The organism is Brucella pseudogrignonensis (assembly GCF_031454375.1).
GTDB lineage: Bacteria > Pseudomonadota > Alphaproteobacteria > Rhizobiales > Rhizobiaceae > Brucella > Brucella pseudogrignonensis_A.
In genome coordinates this window covers 1,035,999-1,060,127 of the sequence record NZ_JAVDQT010000001.1, presented here as the reverse complement: position 1 = coordinate 1,060,127, position 24,129 = coordinate 1,035,999, and the positions used below count along the sequence as shown (strand labels likewise).

The window sequence follows — 24,129 nt, the reverse complement described above, 5'->3', positions numbered from 1 at the left end:
GCAAGTATAAATGTTTCGGGCGGTGAGGGAAGCCGATAAAGCGCTATCGTTGCCCGCAAATTACCATTTAATATCAAGTAATATCTAATAAAAACCCATCGCAACCACTATGGATTGCGATGGGTTTGGTGTCATCGAAGTGCAGATCTAACTCAGATTGCTGCAAAGCCTTTTTCGAGATCGGCAATCAGGTCTGGCACATCTTCAAGGCCGATCTGCAAGCGAATAACCGGACCGGGATAATCGCCCTTAGCGACGGTGCGGTCTTTCAGCCCAACTTCATTTGCAAGGCTTTCATATCCGCCCCATGAATAGCCAAGGCCGAATATTTCAAGCGCATTCAAAAATGCATGTGCTTGCGCGCGTGAACCGGTCTTCAACACGAAAGCGAAGACACCTGATGAGCCTTTGAAATCACGTTTCCAGAGTTCATGTCCTGGATGACTCTCAAGGGCAGGGTGCAGAACGCGGTCAACTGCGGGGTGGCTTTCGAGCCAATGCGCAACTTCAAGCGCGCTTTTACGGTGATGTTCAAGACGAACGCCCATCGTGCGCAAACCACGCAGGATTTGATATGCATCATCAGGAGCGGCACATAGCCCGAGAGTGCCATGTGTTTCCAGCAGTTGTGGCCAGCATTTTTCATTGGCAGAAATCGTACCGAACAAAATATCTGCATGACCCGAAGGATACTTCGTGGAGGCATGAATGCTGATGTCGACGCCAAAATCCAACGGCTTAAAGTAAAGCGGTGTCGCCCATGTGTTGTCCATCATGACAATAGCGCCAGCTTTGTGCGCCGCTTCAACAATGGCTGGAATATCCTGAATTTCGAACGTGTTGGAAGCAGGCGATTCTGTGAACACGACTTTTGTGTTGGGGCGCATAAGTGCTGCTATGCCCGCACCGATTTCAGGATCATAATATTCGACTTCAATCCCCATGCGTTTGAGAATTGTATCAGCAAAATGACGGGTCGGATTATAGATTGAGTCGACAAACAACGCGTGATCGCCGGGCGACAAAAAGCCCAGAAGTGGAATTGTGACAGCCGCAAGACCGGATGGCACGCATACAGTTCCTGCTGAACCTTCGAGTGCATCAGTCGCTTTGCATAGCGCTTCACTGGTCGGTGTTCCACGCGTGCCATAAGTATATTTCTGATTGCCGGTTGCCATGGTCTGGGCGTCCGGGAAAAGCACTGTAGAAGCGCGCACAACGGGTGGATTGATAAAGCCGTGATAATCGCGTGGATTATAACCATCGCGCGTCAATCGCGTGTTTATGCCCAGCTTTTCTGTTTTGTCCTGTTTGTTAGTCACGAAATTGCCTCCAGGCCATGTTGCATGCTGATCCATCAAATCTCTTTCGGAGATTTCTGCAAGTTTGCTGATCAAATTTGCAAAAACAGGTTTCGTGTCCGTGCTGATGGATGATCCTAATTAATTGGATAAGGCCCGTATGTTGCGGATGCAATATGCAGCTTTGTTACAGTGATAATGTAAACCAGAGGAAGTGTAATTCCGGTATGCCTGATTTGAATGAGCGTAAGGCCACAAGCACGATTTTCTATCCGGTCCGCGCGGCATTAGAACTTATAAAAGCACTCCTGAAACCGGCATATGCCGGAGCGCCGTCGAGCTGGACAATGGAAATGACAGCAATCGTGGTGCTGATGCCATTTGTGCTTCTGGTGCTTCATATTTGGGATGCTCAGATCATTCGATCGGCAATGAACAGCGATTTCTTCGTCATGGAAATTCTGCGGGTGATCACCGATTTGATTCGCACTATTGTATGGCTCGGCGTGGCAATGGTTGTCTGGTTGGTAACCGTTTTTCTGCTTTCCCCGTCCATGCGTTTGGTCGTGCACGAGAAGCTTGTTCGTTTTCATAGCTGGGCTACACTGGTCTTGGCCTCTATCGTTGTTGGCAGCTTTCCGACTGAAATTGGCAAATTGGTCATTGGGCGTGCCCGACCGCTGCTGCTGGATGACTTAGGTTCTGCATATTTCGCGCCTTTTCGCGGTGAACATTCCTATGAAAGCTTTCCGTCGGGACATTCTATGATGGCGGGTATCATGCTCGTATCGCTATGGATTTTCCTCCCGCGCTGGCGTTTTTTAACTGTCCCCGTTTGTCTGCTTTTTGTTATCAGCAGGCTTGCTGCAGGTGCTCATTATCCGACAGATGTCGTTGCCGGACTGTCAATTGGCTTTATCGCGACATGGTGGGTTGCCCGCTTTATGGCGACGCGAAATATTATTTTTTCGCTTGAGGATGATAAGTTGATGCCACGCGTTTGAAATAGCTGGAAATGTAGTTTTTGGCCTGAATGACACAAGATCAATCTACAGATAATATATTGATATATATATGTAATTTATGAGAATTGGTGTTATCGCTAATGCTGTTCATCTTATTGAACAGCATTAGCCGAAAATTGGGAAATCATGTAAAAACGCGCATGTTAGAACAGGTTATTTTTGCTGTTCCGACTTTTTCCTCAACGTTAATCCCTTGACCAAAGCCAAAATTTCGCCTTCGATAGGGCCGTGAAGGCGACAGGTATCGCTGACCTATAAAATATAGAAAGCCGATAACGGCTTCGGGTGAGCGACAGTCTGCGTAATGCATAGGTTGGGGGGAGGAGCTAAGCTCTTATTTTTCAACTTATTGCTAAAAATAAAGCAACAGAGACGCTCGGAATATTTTCTGGCGATCTCAGGGAACATAAAAAAGGTTGCAGGCCAGATGAAAAAGACGGTTTTGACAGGGGTATTGGGTGTGGCGGCGCTGGTTGGCGCAGCTTCGGGAGCATCGGCCGATACACTTTCCGATGTAAAAAATAAGGGCTTCCTGCAGTGTGGTGTAAACACCGGCCTGCTCGGCTTCGCATCGCCAGATGACAAGGGTGAGTGGTCTGGTTTTGACGTCGACTACTGCCGCGCAATCGCATCCGCGATTTTTGGTGATCCGACGAAGGTAAAATTTACACCGCTGAATGCGAAAGAACGTTTCACTGCGCTGCAATCGGGCGAAGTTGATGTTCTGGTTCGTAACACCACAGCAACAATCAGCCGCGATACATCGCTTGGTCTCGATTTCCCTGGCATCAATTACTACGATGGTCAGGGCTTTATGATTAATTCAAAGAAGCTTACTGGCATTAATTCTGCCCTTCAGCTGTCCGGCGCTTCCATCTGCGTTCAGGCCGGTACGACAACCGAATTGAACATGGCGGATTATTTCCGTGCCAATAAGATGGAATATAATCCGGTTGTTTTCGAAAAAGTTGAAGAAGCAAACGCTGCCTATGATTCTGGTCGTTGCGATGCCTATACGACAGACCAATCTGGCCTTTATTCAATCCGTCTGACATTGGCCAATCCAGATGACCATGTAGTTCTGCCGGAAATCATTTCCAAGGAGCCGCTTGGACCAGCTGTGCGTCAGGGCGATTCGAAGTGGGCTGACGTTGTTCGCTGGACCCATTACGCATTGCTGAATGGTGAAGAATTCGGCATCACGAAGGCAAATGTCGAAGAGATGAAGAATTCCGATAATCCAGAAATCAAGCGTCTTCTTGGCACCGAAGCTGATACCAAGATCGGTACGGATCTCGGCCTGACCAATGACTGGGTTGTAAACATCATCAAGGGTGTTGGTAACTACGGTGAGTTGTTCGAACGTAATCTTGGTGCGGGTAGTCCGCTCAAGATCGCGCGTGGCCTGAATGCCGAGTGGAACAAAGGCGGCCTGCAATACGGTATGCCAATCCGTTAAAATAGCGCTTAGTCGCACGACATTTGGCGGGGCAGAAATGCACCCGCCGGATTTGTCGGCTCTAAGATTGGTCACTGATTTTTTGCATTAACAGCAACGTCTAGGTGCGGAAGTCATGCCAATTGCTTGTATCGGATAATTTAATAAGCGCTCTGTATCGGACGATCAGAGCCGCAATCTTCGGCAATCTCTGCGACGGCTCTGAAATGGTTTTCCGATGGGGGCGGGATCGTTAGCTATTTTCAAAGCGGATACAGTGGCCGAGAGAAAACAGGGAACATATGGCTTCCTATTCTGCAACTTACAAACGCCGAAGCGACAGTGGCACATCACTCCTTTATGACCCGCGGGTGCGCGGCATTTTTTATCAGGTTGTGGTGTTCGTTGTCGTTATCGGTTCGATCTACTGGATCGTAGGAAACACGATCACAAATCTTCAGCGCGCCAATATCGCTTCCGGTTTCGGCTTTTTAAATGGGCGTGCGGGCTTTGATATCAGCCAGACGCTTATTCCTTACAACAGCGATTCGACTTATGGTCGGGCAATTCTGGTTGGCCTTCTCAATACGCTTTATGTTGCGGGTTTGGGTGTGGTTCTGGCGTCAATCATTGGCTTTCTAGTCGGCATTGGAAGACTTTCGCGTAATTGGCTGATCCGCAAAATTTGCACGGTCTATGTGGAAGTTTTCCGTAATATTCCGCCGCTGCTCGTTATCTTCTTTTGGTATTTCGGCGTTCTTTCGGTTTTGCCGCAGGCGCGTGACAGCCTCTCTTTGCCACTTGGGACCTATCTCAACAATCGCGGGTTTTTCATGCCGTCACCTATTTGGGGTGAGGGCGCATGGCTGCTGCCTGTGGCATTGCTTCTCGGCATCGTCGTTTCGTTTTTCGTGGCGCGTTGGGCGAAGCGTCGGCAAATGGCAACAGGCCAGCCGTTCCATACGGTACGTGTTTCTGCGGCTCTGATTATTGGCTTGCCGATCCTCGCACTGATCGTGACAGGATTTCCGGTTACGTTTGACCTTCCAAAGCTTGGGACGTTTAATCTGACTGGCGGCGCGCAGGTTAAGCCAGAATTTCTGGCGCTCTTGCTCGCTTTGTCTTTTTATACCGCCTCATTTATTGCGGAAACCGTTCGCGCAGGTGTGCTGGGCGTAAACAAAGGCCAGACCGAAGCGGCTTATGCAGTCGGTTTGCGACCCGGTCAGACCATGCGCCTGATTGTTGTGCCACAGGCTTTGCGCATTATCATTCCACCGCTTTCGAGCCAGTATCTCAACCTGATCAAGAACTCATCGCTTGCCATTGCAATTGGTTATCCTGATCTGGTTGCAGTTGGCGGCACGATCCTTAACCAGACGGGCCAGGCTGTTGAAGTCGTTGCCATCTGGATGGTGATCTATCTCAGCATCAGCCTGGTCGTTTCCGGTCTGATGAACTGGTTTAATGCGAAAATGGCATTGGTGGAGAGATGAGCATGGAAAATACAAATCTCCATTATGTCCGAACACAAATGGTCGAGGGGGAAAAGCCGCCCAGTTCGGTGCAAGGCTTCTCGCATTGGCTGCGCGTCAATCTTTTTGCCACGCCAACAGATGCAGCACTGACGATTTTTGGTCTGGCGATCGTTGCATGGTTCTTGCCACCCATGATCCAGTGGCTGTTTATCAATGCGGCATGGACGGGCGCTGATCGTACAGCATGTCTAACGGTCGTGCAGGGTGGTGTTCAACCTGAGGGCTGGTCAGGTGCTTGCTGGGCGTTCGTGAATGCGAAATATCAGCAGTTCATTTACGGTCGCTATCCATTGGAAGAGCGCTGGCGGGTTGACTTAACAGCGGCATTGTTCGTGATTTTGCTCGTTCCGTTGCTGATCCCGAAGATTCCGCACAAGATCATCAACGCCATTCTGTTCTTCTTTGCCTTTCCGATTATCGCCTATTTCTTGCTAGTCGGCGGTTCGTTTGGCCTGCGTTATGTTGAAACATCGCTTTGGGGTGGCCTTCTTGTAACGCTGGTTCTGTCGTTCGTGGGTATCGCGGTTTCTCTGCCTTTGGGTATTGTTCTCGCCTTGGGACGGCGTTCAAAACTGCCTGTGATCAAAACGATGTCGATTATCTTCATCGAAACGGTCCGTGGCGTTCCATTGGTGACGGTCCTGTTCATGGCCAGTGTGATGCTGCCGCTCTTCCTGCCGCCGGGCGTCACTTTTGACAAACTGATGCGTGCGCTGATTGGTGTGGCATTGTTTGCCTCGGCCTATATGGCGGAAGTTGTTCGCGGCGGGTTGCAAGCTATTCCGCGTGGACAATACGAGGGTGCGGACGCTCTTGGGCTGGGCTATTGGCAGAAGACCAACCTTATTATCTTGCCACAAGCGTTGAAGCTGGTGATACCCGGCATCGTGAACACATTTATTGGTCTGTTTAAAGACACCAGCCTTGTTTACATCATTGGCATGTTCGATCTGCTCGGTATTGTCCGACAGAATTTTTCCGATGCAAACTGGGCTTCTCCACAGACACCTGCAACTGGATTGGTCTTTGCGGGCTTCGTTTTCTGGATTTTCTGTTTCGCCATGTCGCGATACTCTATATTCATGGAACGACGGCTCGACACGGGTCATAAACGATAAGAATAAAGGGAATAATTCAAATGAGTGCACAAAGCGCCCTCCCGCAATCTGAGCTTGGTGTCGACATCGACCGTTCAAAATTGGAAGTCTCGAAGACCGAAGTGGCGATTGAGATTAAGAACATGCACAAGTGGTATGGTGAGTTCCACGTGCTGCGTGACATCAACCTGAAAGTCATGCGTGGTGAACGCATTGTTGTTGCTGGTCCTTCAGGCTCCGGCAAATCAACTATGATCCGCTGCGTGAACCGTCTGGAAGAACACCAGAAGGGCCAGATCATCGTTGATGGTATCGAACTCACCAACGATCTCAAGAAGATCGATGAAGTGCGCCGCGAAGTCGGCATGGTGTTCCAGCACTTCAATCTCTTCCCGCATCTGACTATTCTGGAAAACTGCACGCTGGCACCAATCTGGGTGCGTAAAATGCCAAAGAAGCAGGCTGAAGAAGTGGCTATGCATTATTTGAAGCGCGTGAAAATTCCGGAACAGGCCAATAAATATCCGGGCCAGCTTTCGGGCGGTCAGCAGCAGCGTGTGGCAATTGCCCGTGCGCTCTGCATGAATCCAAAAGTTATGCTGTTTGATGAGCCGACATCGGCGCTTGATCCGGAAATGGTCAAGGAAGTGCTCGATACAATGGTCAGCCTTGCTGATGAAGGCATGACCATGATCTGCGTGACGCATGAAATGGGCTTTGCCCGTCAGGTTGCAAATCGCGTCATCTTTATGGATCAGGGTCAAATCGTTGAGCAGAACTCACCAGCTGAGTTCTTCGACAATCCGCAGCATGAACGCACAAAGCTCTTCTTGAGCCAAATTCTGCACTAAACAATGTGACCGCTTTATAAAAACACCCGCCGCGAATAACGGCGGGTGTTTTGTTTCATTCGTCGTGCGGACCTTCGCAAAACTGAATGCGGTTTCCGAATGGATCAATAACCGCCATCACGCGTCCCCAGGGCTGATCCTCGATACCGGGTCGCATATAGCGATAGCCACGTGAATTCACTTCCTTCTGAAACGCATCCACGCCCTGCATGCGCACAAAGATATTGGCGCCGGGGCTGCCATCTCCATGATGCTCGCTCAAATGCAAGGTAAGACCCGCGCGTGAAACCTGCATGTAAAGCGGCATCCCTGCCGCAAAGCGATGTTCCCAATCGAGCGTAAAGCCGAGAAACCCAACATAGAAATCTTTGGCTTTTTCAATGTCGAAAATCCGAAAGATAGGGCAGGTTTGTTCAAACTGGATCGTCATTCGGGATCTCCCTCTTGATAATGTAAGCGCTATGCATCCTTTGGGAAGCGTCGGAGTTATATATTATGTCATTCGTTACAGTGAGGAGGAACTGTTATGGCAAAGATGATTTTTGTAAATTTACCCGTCAAAGATGTCGCTCGTTCGACGAGCTTTTACGAGTCGGTTGGGGCAACCAAAAACCCAATGTTTTCGGATGAAACAGCATCCTGCATGGTGTTCTCTGATACTATTCACGTCATGGTCTTAAGCCATGAGAAGTTCAGCCAATTTACACCTAAGAAAATTGCTGATGCCCATAGTGCAAGTGAGGTGTTGATTTGCGTTTCGGCTGACAGCAAGGCGGAAGTTGACGATACTATTGATAAAGCTGCCAAGGCAGGTGGGCGCGCCGATCCAGCTCAAAAGCAGGATTATGGTTTTATGTATGGCCGCAGTTTCGAGGATCTCGACGGCCACATTTGGGAAGTCATGTGGATGGATATGGAAGCCGCTTCTAAAGCTATGAGCTAACCAAACGGGGGCAGGACATAAGGGAGGAGAAAACCATGTCTGGTCTAACTGTTTGCCTCTGGTTCGATAAGCAGGCTGAAGAAGCCGCTAACTATTATGTTTCGATATTCCGTGATCTGGGAAGGTCCGCATCGCTTGATGGTTTGATCCGCTTTAAACATAGCCATCAACCGAATGGCGTGGATGTTGTGGCGGCAAATTTCACGCTTGATGGGCAAGCTATGTGCGCACTGAATGGCGGGCCTGAGTTCAAGTTCAATCCCGCAACATCTCTTGTACTCAAATGCAAGGATCAGGCAGAGCTTGACGCATTCTGGGATCGATTATTAGAAGGTGGCGCGCCTTTTGAGTGTAGCTGGCTGACCGATAAATATGGCTTTGCATGGCAGATCGTGCCCGAATTCATGCTCGATATTTTGCAAAATGGCTCACCAGAAGTGAGGCAGCGTGTTGCAAATGCGATGATGACAATGGTCAAGCTCGACATCGCAACGCTTGAAGCGGCCCGTGATGCTGATGAGTGACGCTAGTGAGAATTAAGCGCTGAGACGGCGTCATAGCCATACAGCCAGTCCAGATCTTTCAAAAAACTATCTGGGCTGCGCATGGCGAAAAGCATATTGCGACCGAGCGCGAAAGCACCTGTTGCATGATATGCAAAGCGGTTCATCTGGCCGCGTTTGGCGACTGCTGCAATCCGCTCTTTGCGTACAGAATCAAACCGCTTCAACGCTGATTGTTGATCCTCGTTATCCAATGCTTCTGCGAGAGCTGCAGCATCCTCGATGGCCATAGCTGCACCTTGGGCTGCAAAGGGCGTGACGGCATGAGAGGCATCGCCAAGAAAAATCGTTCTGTCGGGGCCAGCAAACTGTGCGTCGGGCATTTCAAACAGCGGCCAATAAGTCCATTCATCTGCAACGTTCAGAACATCATGAACGGGCTTACTCCAGTCTTCATAGATGGATTGCAGCCGTGAACGCTCACCAGTCTTCGACCAAACCTCACCCGGATTTTCACCCGTCGTAATGGCAACAAAGTTAAAGAACTCTCCGCCTTTGACTGGATAGGCAATGAAATGTGCTTTCTTGCCGAGCCAGGCAGAAACAGATTTCTTTTCCGGAATGGCTGACGTGAAGCTCGCAGGCAAGTCATCGACTGCGACTGTTGTGCGCCATGCGATGTGGCCGCTGAAACGCGCTTTGTCATAGCCAGCTTTGGCGCGCTGCATCGACCACACACCATCGCATGCAATCAGATAGGCTGCCTGAATTGTTTCTTCACTGGTGCCACGTCTAACAATCGCCTTGATTCCGCTGCTGTCAGCCGTGTGGCTTAGAATTTCCGCACCAAGATTAATTTCGATATTTGGATTATCGTTGCAGGCATCAAGCAGAGCGGATTGCAGATCGGCGCGATGACACACGACATAGGGATGGCGCCAACGCTCTAACGCCTTGTTACCGAGCTGCATCGCGAGCAAAGGACGAGCTTTGCGCCCATCCATGAGATAGAGCGCTTCGGGTGTGACTGCTTGTGAGGATAATCGATCCGCAACGCCGAGGCGCTCAAGATGGCGCATTGCATTGGGAGCAAGCTGCAAGCCTGCGCCGACTTCCGACAAGGCATGCGCTTTTTCAAAAAGCTGAACAGACCATCCGCGAGCTGCGCACTCAAGCGCAGCGCTTAAACCGGCAACGCCGGCCCCGGCAAAGACTATGCGTTTTGTATCCAGCTTGCTCATAGTTTTAGCGGCAGCAATACCGCTTGTTATCTTCAGGCAGCTTTATCGGCAGGCGCATCATAGACGCAGCCAGCAGGCAGTGTTTCATCTGCATGAAGCTGCGGATTGTAGCGATAGAGCGTCGAGCAATAAGGGCAGACAACTTCGCTATCATGTCCCATGTCGAGGAAAACATGCGGATGATCGAAAGGCGGATTAGCGCCGACGCACATGAATTCCTTTACGCCGATTTCGATGGAGTTGTGTCCAGCGTCGTTCTGGAAGTGCGGGATGATGTGATCGGACATGATATGCTCCGGAGCTTGTGGGTCGCGGCATCAAATTTTAGATAGCTAATTTTCAAGCATTTACCGCGTACGACTTGTTTCTGGAAGCGTTTTCATCAATTCTGGAGACAATTCAAGCGGTTTGCTATCAAACTGTCATATGACAGCCATAGGCTTATGGTCGCACCGGGATCTTCCGGTAAAAGCCGGGACAGGAAAAATGAACGAAAACAGCATTATGGCACCAAATACGACTGATCTGACCATTCAGCCAGCCAATGATCTTTCAACGGACAAGAATCTTGGAAAAGATCAGAATGCTCACGAAGCTTTGATTGATGACAGGATTTCTGAACTGATGCAAAGCTCAGAACGCTTTGTTAATCGCGAGTTTTCGTGGTTGCAGTTCAACCGCCGCGTCCTCGAAGAGGCAGGCAATACCCGTCAGCCATTGCTTGAACGTTTGCGCTTTTTGTCGATCTCGGCGGGCAACCTTGATGAATTCTTCATGGTGCGTATTGCAGGGCTTGCCGCGCAGGTTCGCGCAGGTGTTGCCATGCGTAGTGCGGATGGTCGCACGCCGCAGGAACAGCTTGATTTCGTTCTCGAAGAAGTCAGCCGTCTTCAGGAAGGCCAGCAGGACCGTCTGCGTACACTTCGCGAAGAGCTCGAAAAAGAAAATATCGAGATCGTTCGCCCGGCGGCTTTGTCTAAAGACGAAAAAGAATGGCTGGAAAACCACTTCCTTGAAACCATTTTCCCTGTTCTGACGCCGCTTTCCATCGATCCTGCACATCCGTTCCCATTTATTCCCAATCTTGGGTTCTCTATGGCGCTGCAATTGGCACGCCGCCTCGATAGTCATCCGATGACGGCGCTGCTGCGCATTCCTGTTGCTCTCAAGCGTTTCATTCAGTTGCCGAACGAACAAACGAATGCGTTCCGTTTCATCACGATTGAAGATGCGGTGAGCTTGTTCATAGGTCGTCTGTTCCCGGGCTATGAAGTGCGCGGCGCAGGCACATTCCGCATTATTCGCGATAGCGATATTGAAGTGGAAGAAGAAGCCGAAGATCTCGTTCGTCTGTTTGAGACCGCATTGAAGCGTCGCCGCCGTGGGCAGGTGATCCGTATAGAATTTGATGCAGAAATCCCAGAAGCCTTGCGCGTGTTCGTTGCAACGGAACTCGGCGTTTCAGAAAATCGTATCAGTGTTCTGGAAGGCCTTTTGGCGCTGAACATGATTTCGGAAGTTGTTTCGGTTCCGCGCGATGATCTGAAATTCGTTTCCTATAATCCGCGCTTCCCGGAGCGTATCCGCGAGCACGGTGGCGATTGCTTTGCAGCGATTCGCGAAAAGGACATCGTTGTTCACCATCCTTATGAATCATTTGACGTTGTGGTGCAGTTCCTGCGTCAGGCGGCGGCTGATCCTGATGTGTTGGCGATCAAGCAGACGCTTTACCGGACTTCTAATGACAGCCCGATCGTTCGTGCGCTGGTCGATGCCGCGGAAGCCGGCAAGTCGGTAACTGCGCTGGTCGAACTGAAGGCGCGTTTCGATGAAGAAGCAAATATTCGTTGGGCACGCGATCTCGAACGCGCCGGTGTTCAGGTTGTGTTTGGTTTTCTTGAACTGAAAACACACGCGAAAATGTCGCTGGTTGTGCGCCGAGAAGACCAGAAGCTTCGCACCTATGTCCATTTGGGCACAGGAAATTACCACCCGATCACAGCGCGTATTTACACTGACTTGTCGTTCTTTACGTCAGACGCCGATATTGCGCGTGACGTGGCGCATATCTTCAATTTCATCACAGGCTATGCGCAGCCAGCCGAGGAAATGAAGATCGCTATTTCTCCGCTGACGCTGCGTGCGCGAATCCTCAAGCACATTGAAGATGAGATCAGCAATGCGAAGGCTGGTAAGCCTGCTGCCATCTGGATGAAGATGAACTCGCTGGTTGATCCACAGATTATTGATGCGCTTTATAAAGCCAGTCAGGCTGGCGTCGATGTGGAATTGATTGTACGTGGTATTTGCTGTCTGCGCCCGGGTGTTCCGGGCCTCTCGGATAACATTCGTGCCAAGTCGATTGTCGGACGTTTTCTCGAGCATAGCCGCGTTTTCTGCTTTGGAAATGGGTATGATCTGCCGTCTGACAAGGCAATCGTCTATATCGGTTCAGCCGACATGATGCCGCGCAATCTTGATCGCCGTGTCGAGACTTTGGTGCCGGTGACAAATGCCACTGTGCATCAGCAAATTCTGTCGCAAATTATGTTTGCCAACATAATTGATAACCAACAAAGCTATCAGCTACTTGCGGATGGCACCTCTCGCCGGATAGAAAAAGCGGACGGAGAAGAAGCCTTCAACGCGCAGGAATATTTCATGACAAATCCAAGCTTGTCTGGTCGCGGAAAGTCACCGAAATCATCTGCCCCACGCCTGACTGCACATCGCAGACGTGCACAGGCGGAAAGAAAAACGACTTCATGAGTCCAGCAATAGCACAAGGCCGATTGAAGGGCCTCAAGCCCGTCGCGGTTATCGATATTGGATCAAACTCGATCCGTGTCGTTGTTTATGAAGGCATTGTCCGCTCGCCGACAGTGCTTTTCAATGAAAAGCTTCTCTGCGGTCTTGGCAAAGGTTTGGCCAAGACTGGGAAGCTCAATGAGAAATCCGTTGATATTGCTCTTCGCGCATTGAAGCGTTTTCGCGTGCTGGCTGAACAAGCCGGCGCGATTTCCATTCATGCACTGGCAACAGCGGCTGCACGCGAAGCCAAGAACGGACCTGATTTTATTTCTCAGGCCGAGGCTATTCTTGGACGGCACATTGAAGTTCTGTCCGGTAAAGAAGAAGCCTATTATTCGGCACTTGGCATCATTTCGGGCTTCTATAAGCCACAAGGCATCGCTGGTGATCTCGGTGGTGGCAGTCTCGAACTGGTCGATGTGAATGACCACGATGTGGGTGAGGGAATCACGTTGCCGCTCGGTGGTCTGCGTTTGCAGGACATGTCCAACGAGCAGCTACCGGAAGCGGCTAAAATTACCCGTACCGAACTCGAGCGTGCAACACTTCTCGAAGAACACCAAGGACAGGTTTTCTATGCTGTCGGCGGTACATGGCGAAATCTCGCTAAGCTGCACATGACGGCCAAGCATTACCCGCTGCATGTCATGCACGGCTATGAAATGGATCCGGTGGAAGCCAAAAGCTTCCTCACGCGTGTTGCCAAAGGCAATATTGATACGATGCGCGGCATTGAAGCGGTTTCCAAAAACCGTCGTCAGCTGCTTGCCTATGGCGCGACGGTTCTTCTCGAAACCATTCGCCGCATGAAGCCATCAAAGATTGTCTTTTCCGCGCTTGGTGTGCGTGAAGGCTATCTTTATTCACTGCTGCCTAAGAATGAACAGCGGTTAGACCCGCTTTTGGCTTCGGCAGAGGAACTGGCTATTCTGCGTTCGCGTTCGCCGCGTCATGCGCGTGAATTGGCTACATGGACCACGCTCTCGCTGCCGGTGCTTGGGTTTGATGAAACCGAAGACGAGGGTCGTTATCGTCAGGCTGCATGTCTGGTGGCTGACATCAGCTGGCGGGCGCATCCCGACTATCGTGGTTCTCAGGCGCTTAATATCATCGCGCATGGCTCTTTTGGCGGTATTGATCATCCCGGTCGCTCTTTCATGGCCCTGGCGAATTATTATCGTCATGAAGGGTTGGTTGAAGATGAGATTGCGCCTGAAATCCTGAAACTTGCCACGCCGCGTTTGCGCGAACGTGCAAGGCTATTGGGTGCGTTGTTGCGGGTGGTCTATCTGCTCTCCGCTTCAATGCCGGGGGTTATTCCGCGCCTTTATTGGCGTGAGGAAGAGAATGGAATCGCGCTGGTCGTGCCGGGAGATATTGCCGATTTAATTTCGGATCGGCCGGAAGGTCGCTTGCAGCAGCTTTCAAAGCTGGCAGGTAAGAACCTTTTCTTTGCAGTTGGCGACAGTGCGATTGAAGCAAACGACCATCATTAAAATTGCTTGGTCGACAAATCAAAAGGCCGGCGGGAATGTTCTCCGCCGGCCTTTTTGTTTAGTTTAATTCAACCGCCCGAATGCGTCGGTTTTCAAACTTGATACCGATTTTGCCTTCGATGAGATCAAGTGCTTTCTGGCCGAAGACTTCGCGGCGCCAGCCTTGCAACGCAGGCACATTGGCCTTTTCACCTTCAGCTGCAATCTTGTCGATGTCATCGGAGCTCGCGACGATCTTGGCCGCAACGCCATGTTCTTCGGTCACAAGCTTGAGCAAGACTTTGAGAATGTCTCCAGCGGCAGCACTGCCTTCAGGAGAATGCGATTGCTTCGGCAATTTTGGCAGATCCTCTTTTGGAATAGCCAGTGCAGCCTGAACCGCAGTCACAAGACCCGCAGCCTGAGCCGAACGTTCCCAACCTTTCGGGATTGAACGCAAACGACCGAGCGCTTCCGCGTCTTTCGGCTGCTGCTGTGCGATTTCTGCAATCGTATCGTCTTTTATGACACGGCCACGCGGAACATTACGTTCGCGTGCTTCACGTTCGCGCCACGCTGCAACCGACTGCACAATTGCCAGTTCAATCGGCTTGCGCATACGCGTCTTTACACGCTTCCATGCATCGTCTGGGTGCAGATCATAGGTCTCACGTGCGCTTAGCACGGCCATTTCCTCATTAACCCACTCGCTGCGACCTTCTTTCTGAAGCTCATCTTTCAGATAGAGATAGATGTCGCGCAGATAGGTAACGTCAGCCAACGCGTAATCGAGCTGCTTGTCGGACAGCGGACGGCGGCGCCAGTCGGTAAAGCGTGAGGATTTGTCGAGATGTTTGCCGGTGACTTTTTGAACCAGCGCATCATAGGAAATGGCATCGCCAAAGCCGCAAACCATCGCGGCAACCTGACTGTCAAAAATCGGGGCAGGGATCAGATCGCCCAAGTGGAAGACGATTTCGATGTCCTGACGCGCGGCGTGGAACACCTTGACCACTTTCTCATCGGCCATCAGGCGGAAGAAAGGCGCAAGATCGAGACCGGGTGCCAAAGCATCTACCAAAGCAGTATGATCAGGCGAGGCCATTTGAATGAGACAAAGCTCCGGCCAGAAAGTCGTTTCCCGAATGAATTCGGTGTCGACTGTCACAAAGTCGGATTTGGCTAAGGCGGATACGGCCTCTTCAAGGGCCTCTGTGGTCGTGATGAGCTGCATATTCTTCTTTTAGAGCGCATCCCGAAAACTGTGAAGCAATTTTCGATTAAGTTGCGCGTTTAAACAAAATATTGAAGCGCGGGCCGCTTGTTGCGCCGCAAGAGCGATATTGCTATGAGATAACACGTAAATAGTGATTTTTGTCGACATATTCTGTCAAGCTAGTTTAACACACGTAGTGTCGGCTTGACAAAGCGTGATCAAAATGCGCTTTTCCGCCCGAATTGCAGCGCTTTGCTTGCACAAGATTTATAAAGTTCCAAAAGGCAGAAATCATGCACCGTTATCGCAGCCATACCTGCGCAGCCCTTCGCAAATCGGATGTTGGTTCGAAAGTCCGTCTGTCTGGCTGGGTTCATCGCGTCCGTGACCATGGTGGCATCCTCTTCATCGACATTCGCGATCATTATGGCCTCACTCAGGTTGTTGCTGATCCTGATTCGCCAGCGTTCAAGATTGCTGAAACTGTTCGCGGCGAGTGGGTCATCCGCGTCGATGGTGAAGTGAAGGCTCGCGCCGATGAAGCGGTGAATGCCAACCTGCCGACCGGCGATGTGGAAATCTTCGCAACCGAGATCGAAGTTCTGGCCGCAGCCAAAGAATTGCCGCTGCCAGTATTCGGCGAGCCGGATTATCCGGAAGACATTCGCCTCAAGTACCGCTTCCTCGACCTGCGTCGTGAAACGCTGCACAAGAACATCATGAGCCGTACAAAGATCATTGCAGCGATGCGTCGCCGCATGACCGAAATCGGCTTTAACGAATTCTCGACGCCAATCCTGACGGCTTCGTCGCCGGAAGGTGCGCGTGACTTCCTCGTGCCAAGCCGTATTCATGAAGGCAAGTTCTACGCGCTGCCGCAGGCTCCACAGCAGTACAAGCAGCTTCTGATGGTTGCTGGTTTCGACCGCTACTTCCAGATTGCACCTTGCTTCCGCGATGAAGATCCGCGTGCAGACCGTCTGCCGGGCGAATTCTATCAGCTCGACCTTGAAATGAGCTTCGTTACCCAGGAAGAAATCTGGGAAACGATGGAACCTGTCATGCGCGGCATCTTTGAAGAGTTTGCCGAAGGCAAGCCTGTCACGCAGCAATTCCGCCGCATCGCTTATGACGATGCGATCCGCACCTATGGTTCAGACAAGCCAGACCTGCGTAACCCGATTGAAATGCAGGCAGTGACCGAGCATTTTGCTGGTTCCGGCTTCAAGGTCTTTGCGAACATGATCGCAAACGACCCGAAGGTCGAAGTATGGGCAATTCCGGCCAAGACCGGCGGTAGCCGTGCATTCTGTGATCGCATGAACTCATGGGCGCAGGGCGAAGGTCAGCCGGGTCTTGGCTACATCTTCTGGCGCAAAGAAGGCGATAAGCTTGAAGGTGCAGGCCCGATTGCCAAGAACATTGGTGAAGAACGCACAGAAGCGCTTCGCGAGCAGCTTGGTCTTGGTGATGGCGATGCTTGCTTCTTCGTGGCTGGTCAGCCATCGAAGTTCTATAAATTTGCAGGTGACGCCCGCACGCGCGCTGGCGAAGAACTGAACCTCGTTGATCGTGAGCGCTTTGAACTTGCTTGGATCATCGACTTCCCGTTCTACGAATGGGACGAAGACAACAAGAAGCTCGACTTCGCACACAACCCGTTCTCGATGCCGCAGGGTGGCATGGAAGCACTGCAAACGCAGGATCCATTGTCGCTGAAGGCTTATCAGTACGATCTGGTTTGTAACGGCTTTGAAATCGCTTCCGGTTCGATCCGTAACCAGCTGCCAGACGTCATGGTTAAGGCGTTCGAACTGGTTGGCCTCAGCCAGCAGGACGTGGAAGAGCGCTTCGGCGGTCTCTACCGTGCGTTCCAGTACGGCGCGCCTCCACATGGCGGCATGGCTGCCGGTGTTGATCGTGTGATCATGCTGCTTGTTGGTGCAAAGAACCTGCGCGAGATCTCGCTGTTCCCGATGAACCAGCAGGCGCTCGATCTTCTGATGAACGCACCTTCGGAAGTTTCGCCAGCACAGCTGCGCGATCTGCATATTCGTCTGGCACCGACGCAGAAGAGCTGATCGGTTCAGGTATGAAATTAAAAAAGCCCGATCGTGAGATCGGGCTTTTTCTTTGGCCGGGTAAGCGGGCAAAATAAAACCCGGTGAGCAGAACGCACCGGGTTCATTGGACTAATATCAGATCAATCAGTTATTGGCTTCGACTGCGATCTTTAGCAGTGGAATGATCTTTGTTGGATCAAGCGATGCTGTTGCAACGATCGATGCAAAGCTAACCGACTGGTCAGGCGTAGCCGAAATCGTCAGCGACTTTGGATCGTCGAAATACTTTTCAGCCGCAGTCTTCAACTGCTGAGCAAATTCAGGGTTCTTTAGCTGTGTTGCCATCAGCGGAACCATCATTTTCAGCTGTTCACCAAGCTGCTTGCCGTCTGCGCCCTGCTGCTTGCCGTAATAATCCAGCAGCTTCTGCGTGAGAGTTTCATTGTCAAAGCGGATTGTCAGGTTCTTAAGGCTAAGCTGTTCAGCAAGGCCGAGGATAGCCAGACCAGCAGCGTCCTTGTCGGCATCTGCCTTGGTCATGTTCTGCTGGGTTTTCTGCACAGCTTCAAGGAAAGCAATGTCATAACCGGCAAGCGCGCCGGTGATGTCGATTTTGCCGAGTTCTTTTGCACTGATCTCGAACTGGTCGAGTGATGCGTCGCCAGACTTTGGCAGCCATGTGCCCTTTGATGTCACGGCGCCGTTGAAGGTGTTCATGTCGAGCGGAGCAAGTGGGTTCTTGCCATCCTTCTCGAAGGTAGCGTCAATGTCAGCAATGGTCAGCGCGTAGTCGATTTTCTCAGAGCGGTCAGCTGCGTTCAGCGACACTTCCAAGTCTTTAACCGTTGCGCCATCCTTACCGGGCGTTCCGAACTCCATCTGACCGATCTTCATCTTGTCATAGAAAACGATCTGATTGAGCGCGCCTTCAGCCTTCTCCGATGGAATCTGGACGTTTTCCATCGAAATGTCCTTGATGGACACTTTGTCATTCTTGTTTGCTTCGCCCGCAGGAACTTCGATGTCAGGAACAGTTATTTTTTCAATGCTGTAACCGCCGTCAGATGCATCCTCAACGTTTTCGAGGGTGATGTCACCGATGGCTGTTTCCTTGTCGGAAACCGTTGCAAGCTTGATCTTCGTGCCTTCAAGCACAATGTCGGAGCCATCAGCTTTGACATTGGCAAAGCTCAGTTCTCCGCCCTGCTTGGCATACATTGCCTTGAGGCGTTCAGCGACGGCATTGGCATCTGCGGCCATGGCTGCGCTGCCAAATACCAACGAGAGCGCCGTGCTTGCTGCAAAAACGCGCGCGGCCTGCTTACTAAGAACGAAAACCTGCATTTATTGGCTCCTGATCATTTGGTAAAAAATTCAAATGTCTACATAAGCTTTTACGAAAGGAAAAAAAGCCCGTTTCGCTTTTCCCATGTTCGTTGTGGAGAAAACCACGTTATTTTCTCTATACAGCAGCAATGACGGCATATTTGCGACGAATGTACTGGATTGGTTCTCATCACTACTTGCTGACGAATCGCGCAATTGGTACTGAGAATTATGGGTAAAAGTCTGATTCCGCCGGGCGACGGCGAAGAACACATCGAACGGGTCGATCTCAAGTCCGCGCTTGAGGAGCGTTACCTCGCTTATGCGCTGTCCACGATCATGCATCGTGCGCTGCCGGATGTACGCGACGGTTTGAAGCCGGTTCATCGCCGTATCGTTCATGCGATGCGTCTGCTGCGTCTTAATCCTGATCAGGCCTATGCAAAATGCGCGCGTATCGTTGGTGATGTGATGGGTAAATTCCATCCGCACGGCGACGCCTCAATTTATGATGCTCTCGTGCGTCTCGCACAGGATTTTGCCGTGCGTTATCCGCTCGTGGACGGGCAGGGCAATTTTGGCAATATCGACGGCGATAATGCGGCTGCCATGCGTTACACCGAAGCGCGAATGACCGAAGTGTCAACGCTGCTGCTCGAAGGTATCACAGAAAACGCTATCGACTTTCGCCCGACTTACAATGAGGAAGACGAAGAACCCATCGTCCTTCCGGGTGCCTTCCCGAACCTGCTTGCAAATGGCTCGGCCGGTATTGCGGTCGGCATGGCCACCAATATTCCGCCGCATAACGTGGCAGAGCTTTGCTCATCTGCGCTGTACCTCATCAACCATCCCGATGCGGGCGTCGAAGAACTCATTACTTCGCCTGCGCAATGGGAAGAATTGAAGAAGGAAGCGGAGAGCGATCCAACGGCACTTCTAAAATGTAAAGTACGCGGTCCTGATTTCCCGACTGGCGGTATTCTGGTCGAAGATCATGCCAATATCGTTGAAGCCTACCGCACGGGGCGCGGCTCGTTCCGCGCACGCGCACGTTGGGAAAAAGAAGAGGGCAACCGCGGAACCTGGGTGATTGTTGTCACCGAAATTCCGTATCAGGTTCAGAAATCGCGCCTGATTGAAAAGATTGCTGAGCTTCTTCTGGCGAAGAAACTGCCGCTGCTTGATGATATTCGCGACGAGTCGGCTGAAGACATCCGCATTGTGCTTGAGCCGAAAAACCGCACAGTCGATCCTGAACTATTGATGGAATCGTTGTTCAAGCTGACTGAGCTTGAGAACCGCGTTTCGCTCAATATGAACGTGCTTTCTCATGGCAAAGTGCCAAATGTTCTGTCGCTCGGCGGTGTACTCAAAGAATGGCTCGAACATCGCAAGGAAGTGCTTGTTCGCCGGTCTGAATATCGCCTCGCTGAAATTGAGAAGCGATTGGAAATCCTTGGCGGTTTCCTGAAGGCCTATCTCAATCTTGATGAAGTCATCCGCATCATTCGTGAAGAGGATGAACCGAAGCAGGAATTGATGCGGTTCTTCGATCTGACAGATAATCAGGCCGAAGCCATTCTCAACATGCGCCTGCGTTCGTTGCGCAAGCTTGAAGAGTTTGAAATCCGCAAAGAGTTCGACGGCTTGACCGCCGAGAAATCTGATCTGGAAGGCTTACTTGCCTCTGGCACCCGCCAGTGGAAGAAGATCAGCACGGAAATCAAAGCTGTCCGTGAAAAGTTTGGCCCAGCGACCAAACTAGGCAAGCGTCGCAGCACCTTTGCGGAAGCGCCAACCCACGATCTTGAAGATATTCATCAGGCGATGATCGAGCGTGAGCCGGTCACGATTGTTGTGTCTGAAAAGGGCTGGTTGCGTGCGATGAAGGGCCATATGGCTGACTTCTCGACGCTGGCTTTCAAGGAAGGCGACAAGCTCAAGCTGGCTTTCCACGCTGAGACAACGGATAAGATTCTGTTCTTCACGACGGGCGGCAAGTTCTTCACCATCGGCGCGAATACGCTTCCCGGTGGTCGTGGCCATGGTGAACCAATCCGCATTCTGGTCGATATGGAAAACGATCAGGATATTCTCACCGCTTTTGTCCATGATCCGCAGGCGAAGCTTTTGCTCGTCTCACATGAAGGCAATGGTTTCATTGTGTCTGAGAATGAAGCCGTCGCCAATACCCGCAAGGGTAAGCAGGTGATGAACGTGAAGGCACCGGACGAAGCCAAGCTTTGCCAGCGTATTTCGGGTGATCACATCGCGGTAGTTGGTGAAAACCGCAAGATGGTCGTCTTCCCGCTTGCAGAAATTCCGGAAATGACACGCGGTAAGGGCGTTCGACTGCAGAAGTATAAGGATGGCGGCATTTCCGACATTCGTACTTTTGCAATTGCTGACGGCTTGTCGTGGCAGGATTCAGCCGACCGCACGTTCAATCGCAACAAGGAAGAGCTTGTTGAGTGGATTGCGGCTCGCGCCTCTGCCGGTCGCACTGTGCCAAAGGGTTTCCCGCGTTCGGGAAAATTCTAAAACAAAGGCGGCTTTGAAGCCGCCTTTTTCTTATCCCTCAAATTTCTGCCATCCGCGCGGACCAAGATGCTCTTGCGGCTTGAAGCGCGTCTTATACTGCATCTTCCGTGAGCCTTCGACCCAATAGCCGAGATAGACATGGGGCAAGCCAGCAGCATGTGCGCGCTGGATATGGTCGAGGATCATGTAGGTTCCAATGGACCGCTCATGCATATGCGGTGAGAAGAACGAATAGACCATTGATAGGCCGTCAGCCATCACGTCGGTAAGGGCTACCGCAATCAGTTCGCCGTCACCCTTGGCGCTGATGAAACTATCGGGCCCACGTCGGCGATATTCGATAATCTGCGTGTTGACGTGGGTGTCTTCGACCATCATCGCATAATCGAGCACTGTCATATCGGACATGCCACCCGAATGGTGCCGCGCATCCAGATAATCGCGAAACAGCGCATATTGTTCGGTGCTTGGTTGTGCCTTGTGCGGCCGGCCAATCAGATCGCGATTGCGATCCCACACCCGGCGCATGCTTTTGTTCATCTCAAACTCACCCGTCAGGATTCGTACCGAAACACAGGCGCGGCACATCTCACATGCAGGTCTATAGGCAATATTCTGAGAACGACGAAAACCACCTTGCGTTAGCAGATCATTGATCTCGCTGGCTTTGTCTCCAACGAGATGCGTAAAAACCTTACGTTCCATTTGCCCGTCAAGATAAGGGCAGGGCGATGGAGCCGTTAGGAAAAACTGCGGAGACTGTTGCGGTTGATGGGTCATTCAATATCCACGAAACGGCAATACCGAACCATCTCTTTGAGATTTTTTATATGCTTGTCTTGATCCCAAAGCAGGTTTCCACTTTCGGGAGACATGCTTTAAAGATTGAGCCGGCTGCACAAAACGTCAATAGACATTTTGTGCAGCCGGCCCTGAATTTTTTTGATGCTTGATTATCGATCCGAACGGATAACGGCAGTTCCAAGCAAAAGGTCATGCACGGCACGCTTACGGTCAATAACCAGCGTGGCCAGCAAGATCAGTGGGGTCAGCACCACATTGAGGCCCCAGAACAGAACTGTGTGAACTACAGCCAGCATCGGGTCGACTGTGCCACCTTCAAGACGAACGATTTTGATGTTCATCATCTGCATGCCTTTAGTGGCCTGCTGTGGCCCGCCCAGCGTGCGCGAAACGTAGAATAGAGCGACGACCGGAAACATGATCGCATAAAGCGCCCAGCCAAGCGACAGTGTGATGATGCCAAGAATGAAAATTACTATGGCAGCCGGAATGCACAATAGAAACACGATGAGATAGTCGATGAGGAACGCCATGATACGACGCGTGCGCACGCCTTCAAAAAATGCGCGGCTTTCGTAACGCGGCCCCATAACTTCGCCGTGTAGAATATGATCGGACATTGTCCCTTCCAGTCGTTAATACGAAAAGCGTGCGGGAAATAAACCGTCCGCTGCTCCGCATGTTGCGGAACAGTCTCAAGGTGGTGCATGAAACAGGCTATTTCAAGGAAACAGCGTTTTGGAAATTAGCGTTGGCTTTTCAGCTTTTCCGCCACATCCAGTGCAAAGTAAGTCAGAATGCCGTCGCAGCCTGCGCGTTTGAAGGCGAGCAGGCTCTCCATCATGACCTTTTCTTCGTCAATCCAGCCATTCATACCAGCGGCTTTGATCATCGAATATTCGCCTGACACCTGATAGGCATAAGTCGGCAGGCGGAACGTGTTCTTCAGACGATGGATGATGTCGAGATAAGGCATGCCGGGTTTCACCATCAGCATGTCAGCGCCTTCCGCTACGTCCTGTTCGGCTTCTCGCACAGCTTCGTCAGGGTTCGCAGGATCGATATAATACGTCTTCTTGTCACCCTTCAACAGACCAGCTGTGCCGATCGCATCACGATACGGGCCATAGAAGGCGGATGCGAATTTGGTCGCATAAGACATGATCGGCACATGGTTGAAGCCATGCGCATCCAGTGCCTGACGAATAGCGCCGATACGACCGTCCATCATGTCGGAAGGTGCAATCACATCTGCGCCTGCTTCAGCCTGTGACAGTGCGCCACGAACAACCATGGCGACCGATTCATCATTGATGATCTCGCCATTGCGCAAAATGCCGTCATGACCGTGTGTCGTGAATGGGTCGAGCGCTGCATCCGTAATGATGCCAATTTCGGGCACTTCTTTTTTAATCGCGCGAACGGCGCGATTAATCAGATTGTCGGGGCTTGCAACATAAGCACCGTCCTCGGTCTTTACCTCTGCCTTTTCGCGCGGGAAGGGCGCAATCGCGGTAATACCAAGCTTTGCGGCTTTCTCTGCCATACGCACAGCCATATCGACCGAATAGCGTTCCACGCCGGGCATCGCATCGACAGCTTCGGTTACACCCGTTCCGTAGGTCAAAAAGAATGGCAGGATCAGATCGTCTACCGTGAGATGTGTTTCCTGAACCAATCTGCGTGACCAGTCGGCCTTGCGCATGCGCCTTAAACGACGACCTCCGGTCACATCATCGACGTGGCCCGAAATGTTAGCAGGAGAAATGTTGTTCAGACGATCAGTCATATAAATGTTCCCGAGAGAAGAAAGCTTGGGAATCTACCGGTTCGGAAGCTTAGTGTGTGTTGCAGACGGTTTATCATGGGAAAAGTGGCTAAACCAAGCACAATAGCCTGTGCAGGATTGACGCGGGGCGTCTCAGTTTCTACGCATTTCATATAACGGGAGAA

General features: G+C 51.3%; 20 protein-coding genes. 11 read left to right on the top strand and 9 right to left on the bottom strand.

The genetic code is table 11. The annotated features are described in order from the left end of the window. Positions 1 to 152: 152 nt before the first annotated feature. Positions 153 to 1,358 (bottom strand): cystathionine beta-lyase, encoded by a 1,206-nt coding sequence (locus J2782_RS05345; protein WP_404989590.1) that lies wholly within the window; start codon positions 1,356 to 1,358, stop codon positions 153 to 155. 170 nt (positions 1,359 to 1,528) lie between these two features. Between J2782_RS05345 and lpxE the strand changes: the two genes are divergently transcribed. The 5 genes from lpxE to J2782_RS05320 all read left to right on the top strand — a co-directional run bounded on the left by lpxE (position 1,529) and on the right by J2782_RS05320 (position 7,250). Next, positions 1,529 to 2,305, top strand: a complete 777-nt coding sequence (lpxE, locus tag J2782_RS05340) for a lipid A 1-phosphatase LpxE (protein WP_310010560.1) — start codon at positions 1,529 to 1,531, stop codon at positions 2,303 to 2,305. 448 nt (positions 2,306 to 2,753) lie between these two features. After that, complete coding sequence (locus J2782_RS05335; RefSeq protein WP_310010559.1) at positions 2,754 to 3,785, top strand: amino acid ABC transporter substrate-binding protein; 1,032 nt, start codon at positions 2,754 to 2,756, stop codon at positions 3,783 to 3,785. A 281-nt stretch (positions 3,786 to 4,066) separates the two neighbouring features. Beyond that, positions 4,067 to 5,260, top strand: coding sequence for an amino acid ABC transporter permease (locus J2782_RS05330; RefSeq protein ID WP_310010558.1), 1,194 nt, complete (start codon positions 4,067 to 4,069; stop codon positions 5,258 to 5,260). Positions 5,261 to 5,262: 2 nt separating this feature from the next. Further along, a complete protein-coding gene (locus tag J2782_RS05325; RefSeq protein WP_310010557.1) occupies positions 5,263 to 6,420 on the top strand; it encodes an amino acid ABC transporter permease in 1,158 nt (385 codons plus the stop codon). Between the two features lie 20 nt (positions 6,421 to 6,440). Further along, positions 6,441 to 7,250 carry an amino acid ABC transporter ATP-binding protein gene (locus J2782_RS05320; protein ID WP_310010556.1) on the top strand — a complete coding sequence of 270 codons (810 nt, stop codon included), beginning with the start codon at positions 6,441 to 6,443 and terminating at the stop codon, positions 7,248 to 7,250. A 55-nt stretch (positions 7,251 to 7,305) separates the two neighbouring features. On the opposite strand, the gene J2782_RS05315 is transcribed toward J2782_RS05320, so the two are convergent. Continuing rightward, entirely contained in the window at positions 7,306 to 7,680 is a 375-nt protein-coding gene (locus tag J2782_RS05315) for a glyoxalase superfamily protein (protein ID WP_310010555.1), read from the bottom strand. 96 nt (positions 7,681 to 7,776) lie between these two features. On the opposite strand from J2782_RS05315, the gene J2782_RS05310 reads away from it, so the two are divergent. Both J2782_RS05310 and J2782_RS05305 read left to right on the top strand, forming a co-directional pair. Continuing rightward, positions 7,777 to 8,193, top strand: a complete 417-nt coding sequence (locus J2782_RS05310; RefSeq protein WP_250039570.1) for a VOC family protein — start codon at positions 7,777 to 7,779, stop codon at positions 8,191 to 8,193. Between the two features lie 35 nt (positions 8,194 to 8,228). Beyond that, a complete protein-coding gene (locus tag J2782_RS05305) occupies positions 8,229 to 8,717 on the top strand; it encodes a VOC family protein (protein WP_310010554.1) in 489 nt (162 codons plus the stop codon). A gap of 2 nt (positions 8,718 to 8,719) precedes the next feature. On the opposite strand, the gene J2782_RS05300 is transcribed toward J2782_RS05305, so the two are convergent. Together J2782_RS05300 and J2782_RS05295 are read right to left on the bottom strand one after the other, a co-directional pair. Then, positions 8,720 to 9,937: an FAD-binding protein gene (locus tag J2782_RS05300; protein WP_310010553.1), complete on the bottom strand. Its 1,218-nt coding sequence runs from the start codon at positions 9,935 to 9,937 to the stop codon at positions 8,720 to 8,722. A gap of 32 nt (positions 9,938 to 9,969) precedes the next feature. Next, positions 9,970 to 10,224: a zinc-finger domain-containing protein gene (locus J2782_RS05295; protein WP_310010552.1), complete on the bottom strand. Its 255-nt coding sequence runs from the start codon at positions 10,222 to 10,224 to the stop codon at positions 9,970 to 9,972. Between the two features lie 310 nt (positions 10,225 to 10,534). On the opposite strand from J2782_RS05295, the gene J2782_RS05290 reads away from it, so the two are divergent. Both J2782_RS05290 and ppx read left to right on the top strand, forming a co-directional pair. Next, on the top strand, positions 10,535 to 12,706 hold the full coding sequence (locus J2782_RS05290) for an RNA degradosome polyphosphate kinase (RefSeq protein WP_404989605.1): 2,172 nt from the start codon (positions 10,535 to 10,537) through the stop codon (positions 12,704 to 12,706). Then, on the top strand, positions 12,703 to 14,244 hold the full coding sequence (gene ppx / locus J2782_RS05285) for an exopolyphosphatase (protein WP_310010549.1): 1,542 nt from the start codon (positions 12,703 to 12,705) through the stop codon (positions 14,242 to 14,244). Before J2782_RS05290 ends, ppx begins: the two co-directional genes overlap by 4 nt. 58 nt (positions 14,245 to 14,302) lie before the next feature. Here ppx and rnd read toward each other — a convergent pair whose 3' ends face one another. Further along, positions 14,303 to 15,457 carry a ribonuclease D gene (gene rnd / locus J2782_RS05280; protein ID WP_310010548.1) on the bottom strand — a complete coding sequence of 385 codons (1,155 nt, stop codon included), beginning with the start codon at positions 15,455 to 15,457 and terminating at the stop codon, positions 14,303 to 14,305. A 275-nt stretch (positions 15,458 to 15,732) separates the two neighbouring features. Between rnd and aspS the strand changes: the two genes are divergently transcribed. Beyond that, a complete protein-coding gene (gene aspS, locus J2782_RS05275) occupies positions 15,733 to 17,520 on the top strand; it encodes an aspartate--tRNA ligase (RefSeq protein ID WP_310010547.1) in 1,788 nt (595 codons plus the stop codon). A gap of 126 nt (positions 17,521 to 17,646) precedes the next feature. On the opposite strand, the gene J2782_RS05270 is transcribed toward aspS, so the two are convergent. Next, positions 17,647 to 18,846 carry a hypothetical protein gene (locus tag J2782_RS05270; protein ID WP_310010545.1) on the bottom strand — a complete coding sequence of 400 codons (1,200 nt, stop codon included), beginning with the start codon at positions 18,844 to 18,846 and terminating at the stop codon, positions 17,647 to 17,649. 213 nt (positions 18,847 to 19,059) lie between these two features. Between J2782_RS05270 and J2782_RS05265 the strand changes: the two genes are divergently transcribed. Then, positions 19,060 to 21,372, top strand: coding sequence for a DNA topoisomerase IV subunit A (locus tag J2782_RS05265; RefSeq protein ID WP_310010544.1), 2,313 nt, complete (start codon positions 19,060 to 19,062; stop codon positions 21,370 to 21,372). Between the two features lie 30 nt (positions 21,373 to 21,402). Here the strand turns inward: J2782_RS05265 and J2782_RS05260 are convergent, their stop codons facing one another. The 3 genes from J2782_RS05260 to hemB form a co-directional block, all read right to left on the bottom strand. After that, positions 21,403 to 22,152, bottom strand: coding sequence for an arginyltransferase (locus J2782_RS05260; protein ID WP_310010543.1), 750 nt, complete (start codon positions 22,150 to 22,152; stop codon positions 21,403 to 21,405). 173 nt (positions 22,153 to 22,325) lie between these two features. Continuing rightward, a complete protein-coding gene (locus tag J2782_RS05255) occupies positions 22,326 to 22,796 on the bottom strand; it encodes an RDD family protein (RefSeq protein ID WP_250039588.1) in 471 nt (156 codons plus the stop codon). A gap of 125 nt (positions 22,797 to 22,921) precedes the next feature. Next, the gene (gene hemB, locus J2782_RS05250) at positions 22,922 to 23,965 is read right to left on the bottom strand and encodes a porphobilinogen synthase (RefSeq protein ID WP_310010542.1); all 1,044 of its coding nucleotides are present in this window, start codon (positions 23,963 to 23,965) and stop codon (positions 22,922 to 22,924) included. Positions 23,966 to 24,129 lie beyond the last annotated feature (164 nt).

Bases quoted from the DNA above. Each gene is read 5' to 3' on its own strand.
- J2782_RS05295 (WP_310010552.1), bottom strand. From the start codon at position 10,224: ATGTCCGATCACATCATCCCGCACTTCCAGAACGACGCTGGACACAAC.
- J2782_RS05260 (WP_310010543.1), bottom strand. From the start codon at position 22,152: ATGACCCATCAACCGCAACAGTCTCCGCAGTTTTTCCTAACGGCTCCA.
- ppx (WP_310010549.1), top strand. From the start codon at position 12,703: ATGAGTCCAGCAATAGCACAAGGCCGATTGAAGGGCCTCAAGCCCGTC.
- J2782_RS05315 (WP_310010555.1), bottom strand. From the start codon at position 7,680: ATGACGATCCAGTTTGAACAAACCTGCCCTATCTTTCGGATTTTCGAC.
- aspS (WP_310010547.1), top strand. From the start codon at position 15,733: ATGCACCGTTATCGCAGCCATACCTGCGCAGCCCTTCGCAAATCGGAT.
- hemB (WP_310010542.1), bottom strand. From the start codon at position 23,965: ATGACTGATCGTCTGAACAACATTTCTCCTGCTAACATTTCGGGCCAC.
- J2782_RS05335 (WP_310010559.1), top strand. From the start codon at position 2,754: ATGAAAAAGACGGTTTTGACAGGGGTATTGGGTGTGGCGGCGCTGGTT.
- J2782_RS05255 (WP_250039588.1), bottom strand. From the start codon at position 22,796: ATGTCCGATCATATTCTACACGGCGAAGTTATGGGGCCGCGTTACGAA.
- J2782_RS05345 (WP_404989590.1), bottom strand. From the start codon at position 1,358: ATGGATCAGCATGCAACATGGCCTGGAGGCAATTTCGTGACTAACAAA.
- J2782_RS05305 (WP_310010554.1), top strand. From the start codon at position 8,229: ATGTCTGGTCTAACTGTTTGCCTCTGGTTCGATAAGCAGGCTGAAGAA.
- J2782_RS05320 (WP_310010556.1), top strand. From the start codon at position 6,441: ATGAGTGCACAAAGCGCCCTCCCGCAATCTGAGCTTGGTGTCGACATC.
- lpxE (WP_310010560.1), top strand. From the start codon at position 1,529: ATGCCTGATTTGAATGAGCGTAAGGCCACAAGCACGATTTTCTATCCG.
- J2782_RS05330 (WP_310010558.1), top strand. From the start codon at position 4,067: ATGGCTTCCTATTCTGCAACTTACAAACGCCGAAGCGACAGTGGCACA.
- rnd (WP_310010548.1), bottom strand. From the start codon at position 15,457: ATGCAGCTCATCACGACCACAGAGGCCCTTGAAGAGGCCGTATCCGCC.
- J2782_RS05325 (WP_310010557.1), top strand. From the start codon at position 5,263: ATGGAAAATACAAATCTCCATTATGTCCGAACACAAATGGTCGAGGGG.
- J2782_RS05265 (WP_310010544.1), top strand. From the start codon at position 19,060: ATGGGTAAAAGTCTGATTCCGCCGGGCGACGGCGAAGAACACATCGAA.
- J2782_RS05310 (WP_250039570.1), top strand. From the start codon at position 7,777: ATGGCAAAGATGATTTTTGTAAATTTACCCGTCAAAGATGTCGCTCGT.
- J2782_RS05270 (WP_310010545.1), bottom strand. From the start codon at position 18,846: ATGCAGGTTTTCGTTCTTAGTAAGCAGGCCGCGCGCGTTTTTGCAGCA.
- J2782_RS05300 (WP_310010553.1), bottom strand. From the start codon at position 9,937: ATGAGCAAGCTGGATACAAAACGCATAGTCTTTGCCGGGGCCGGCGTT.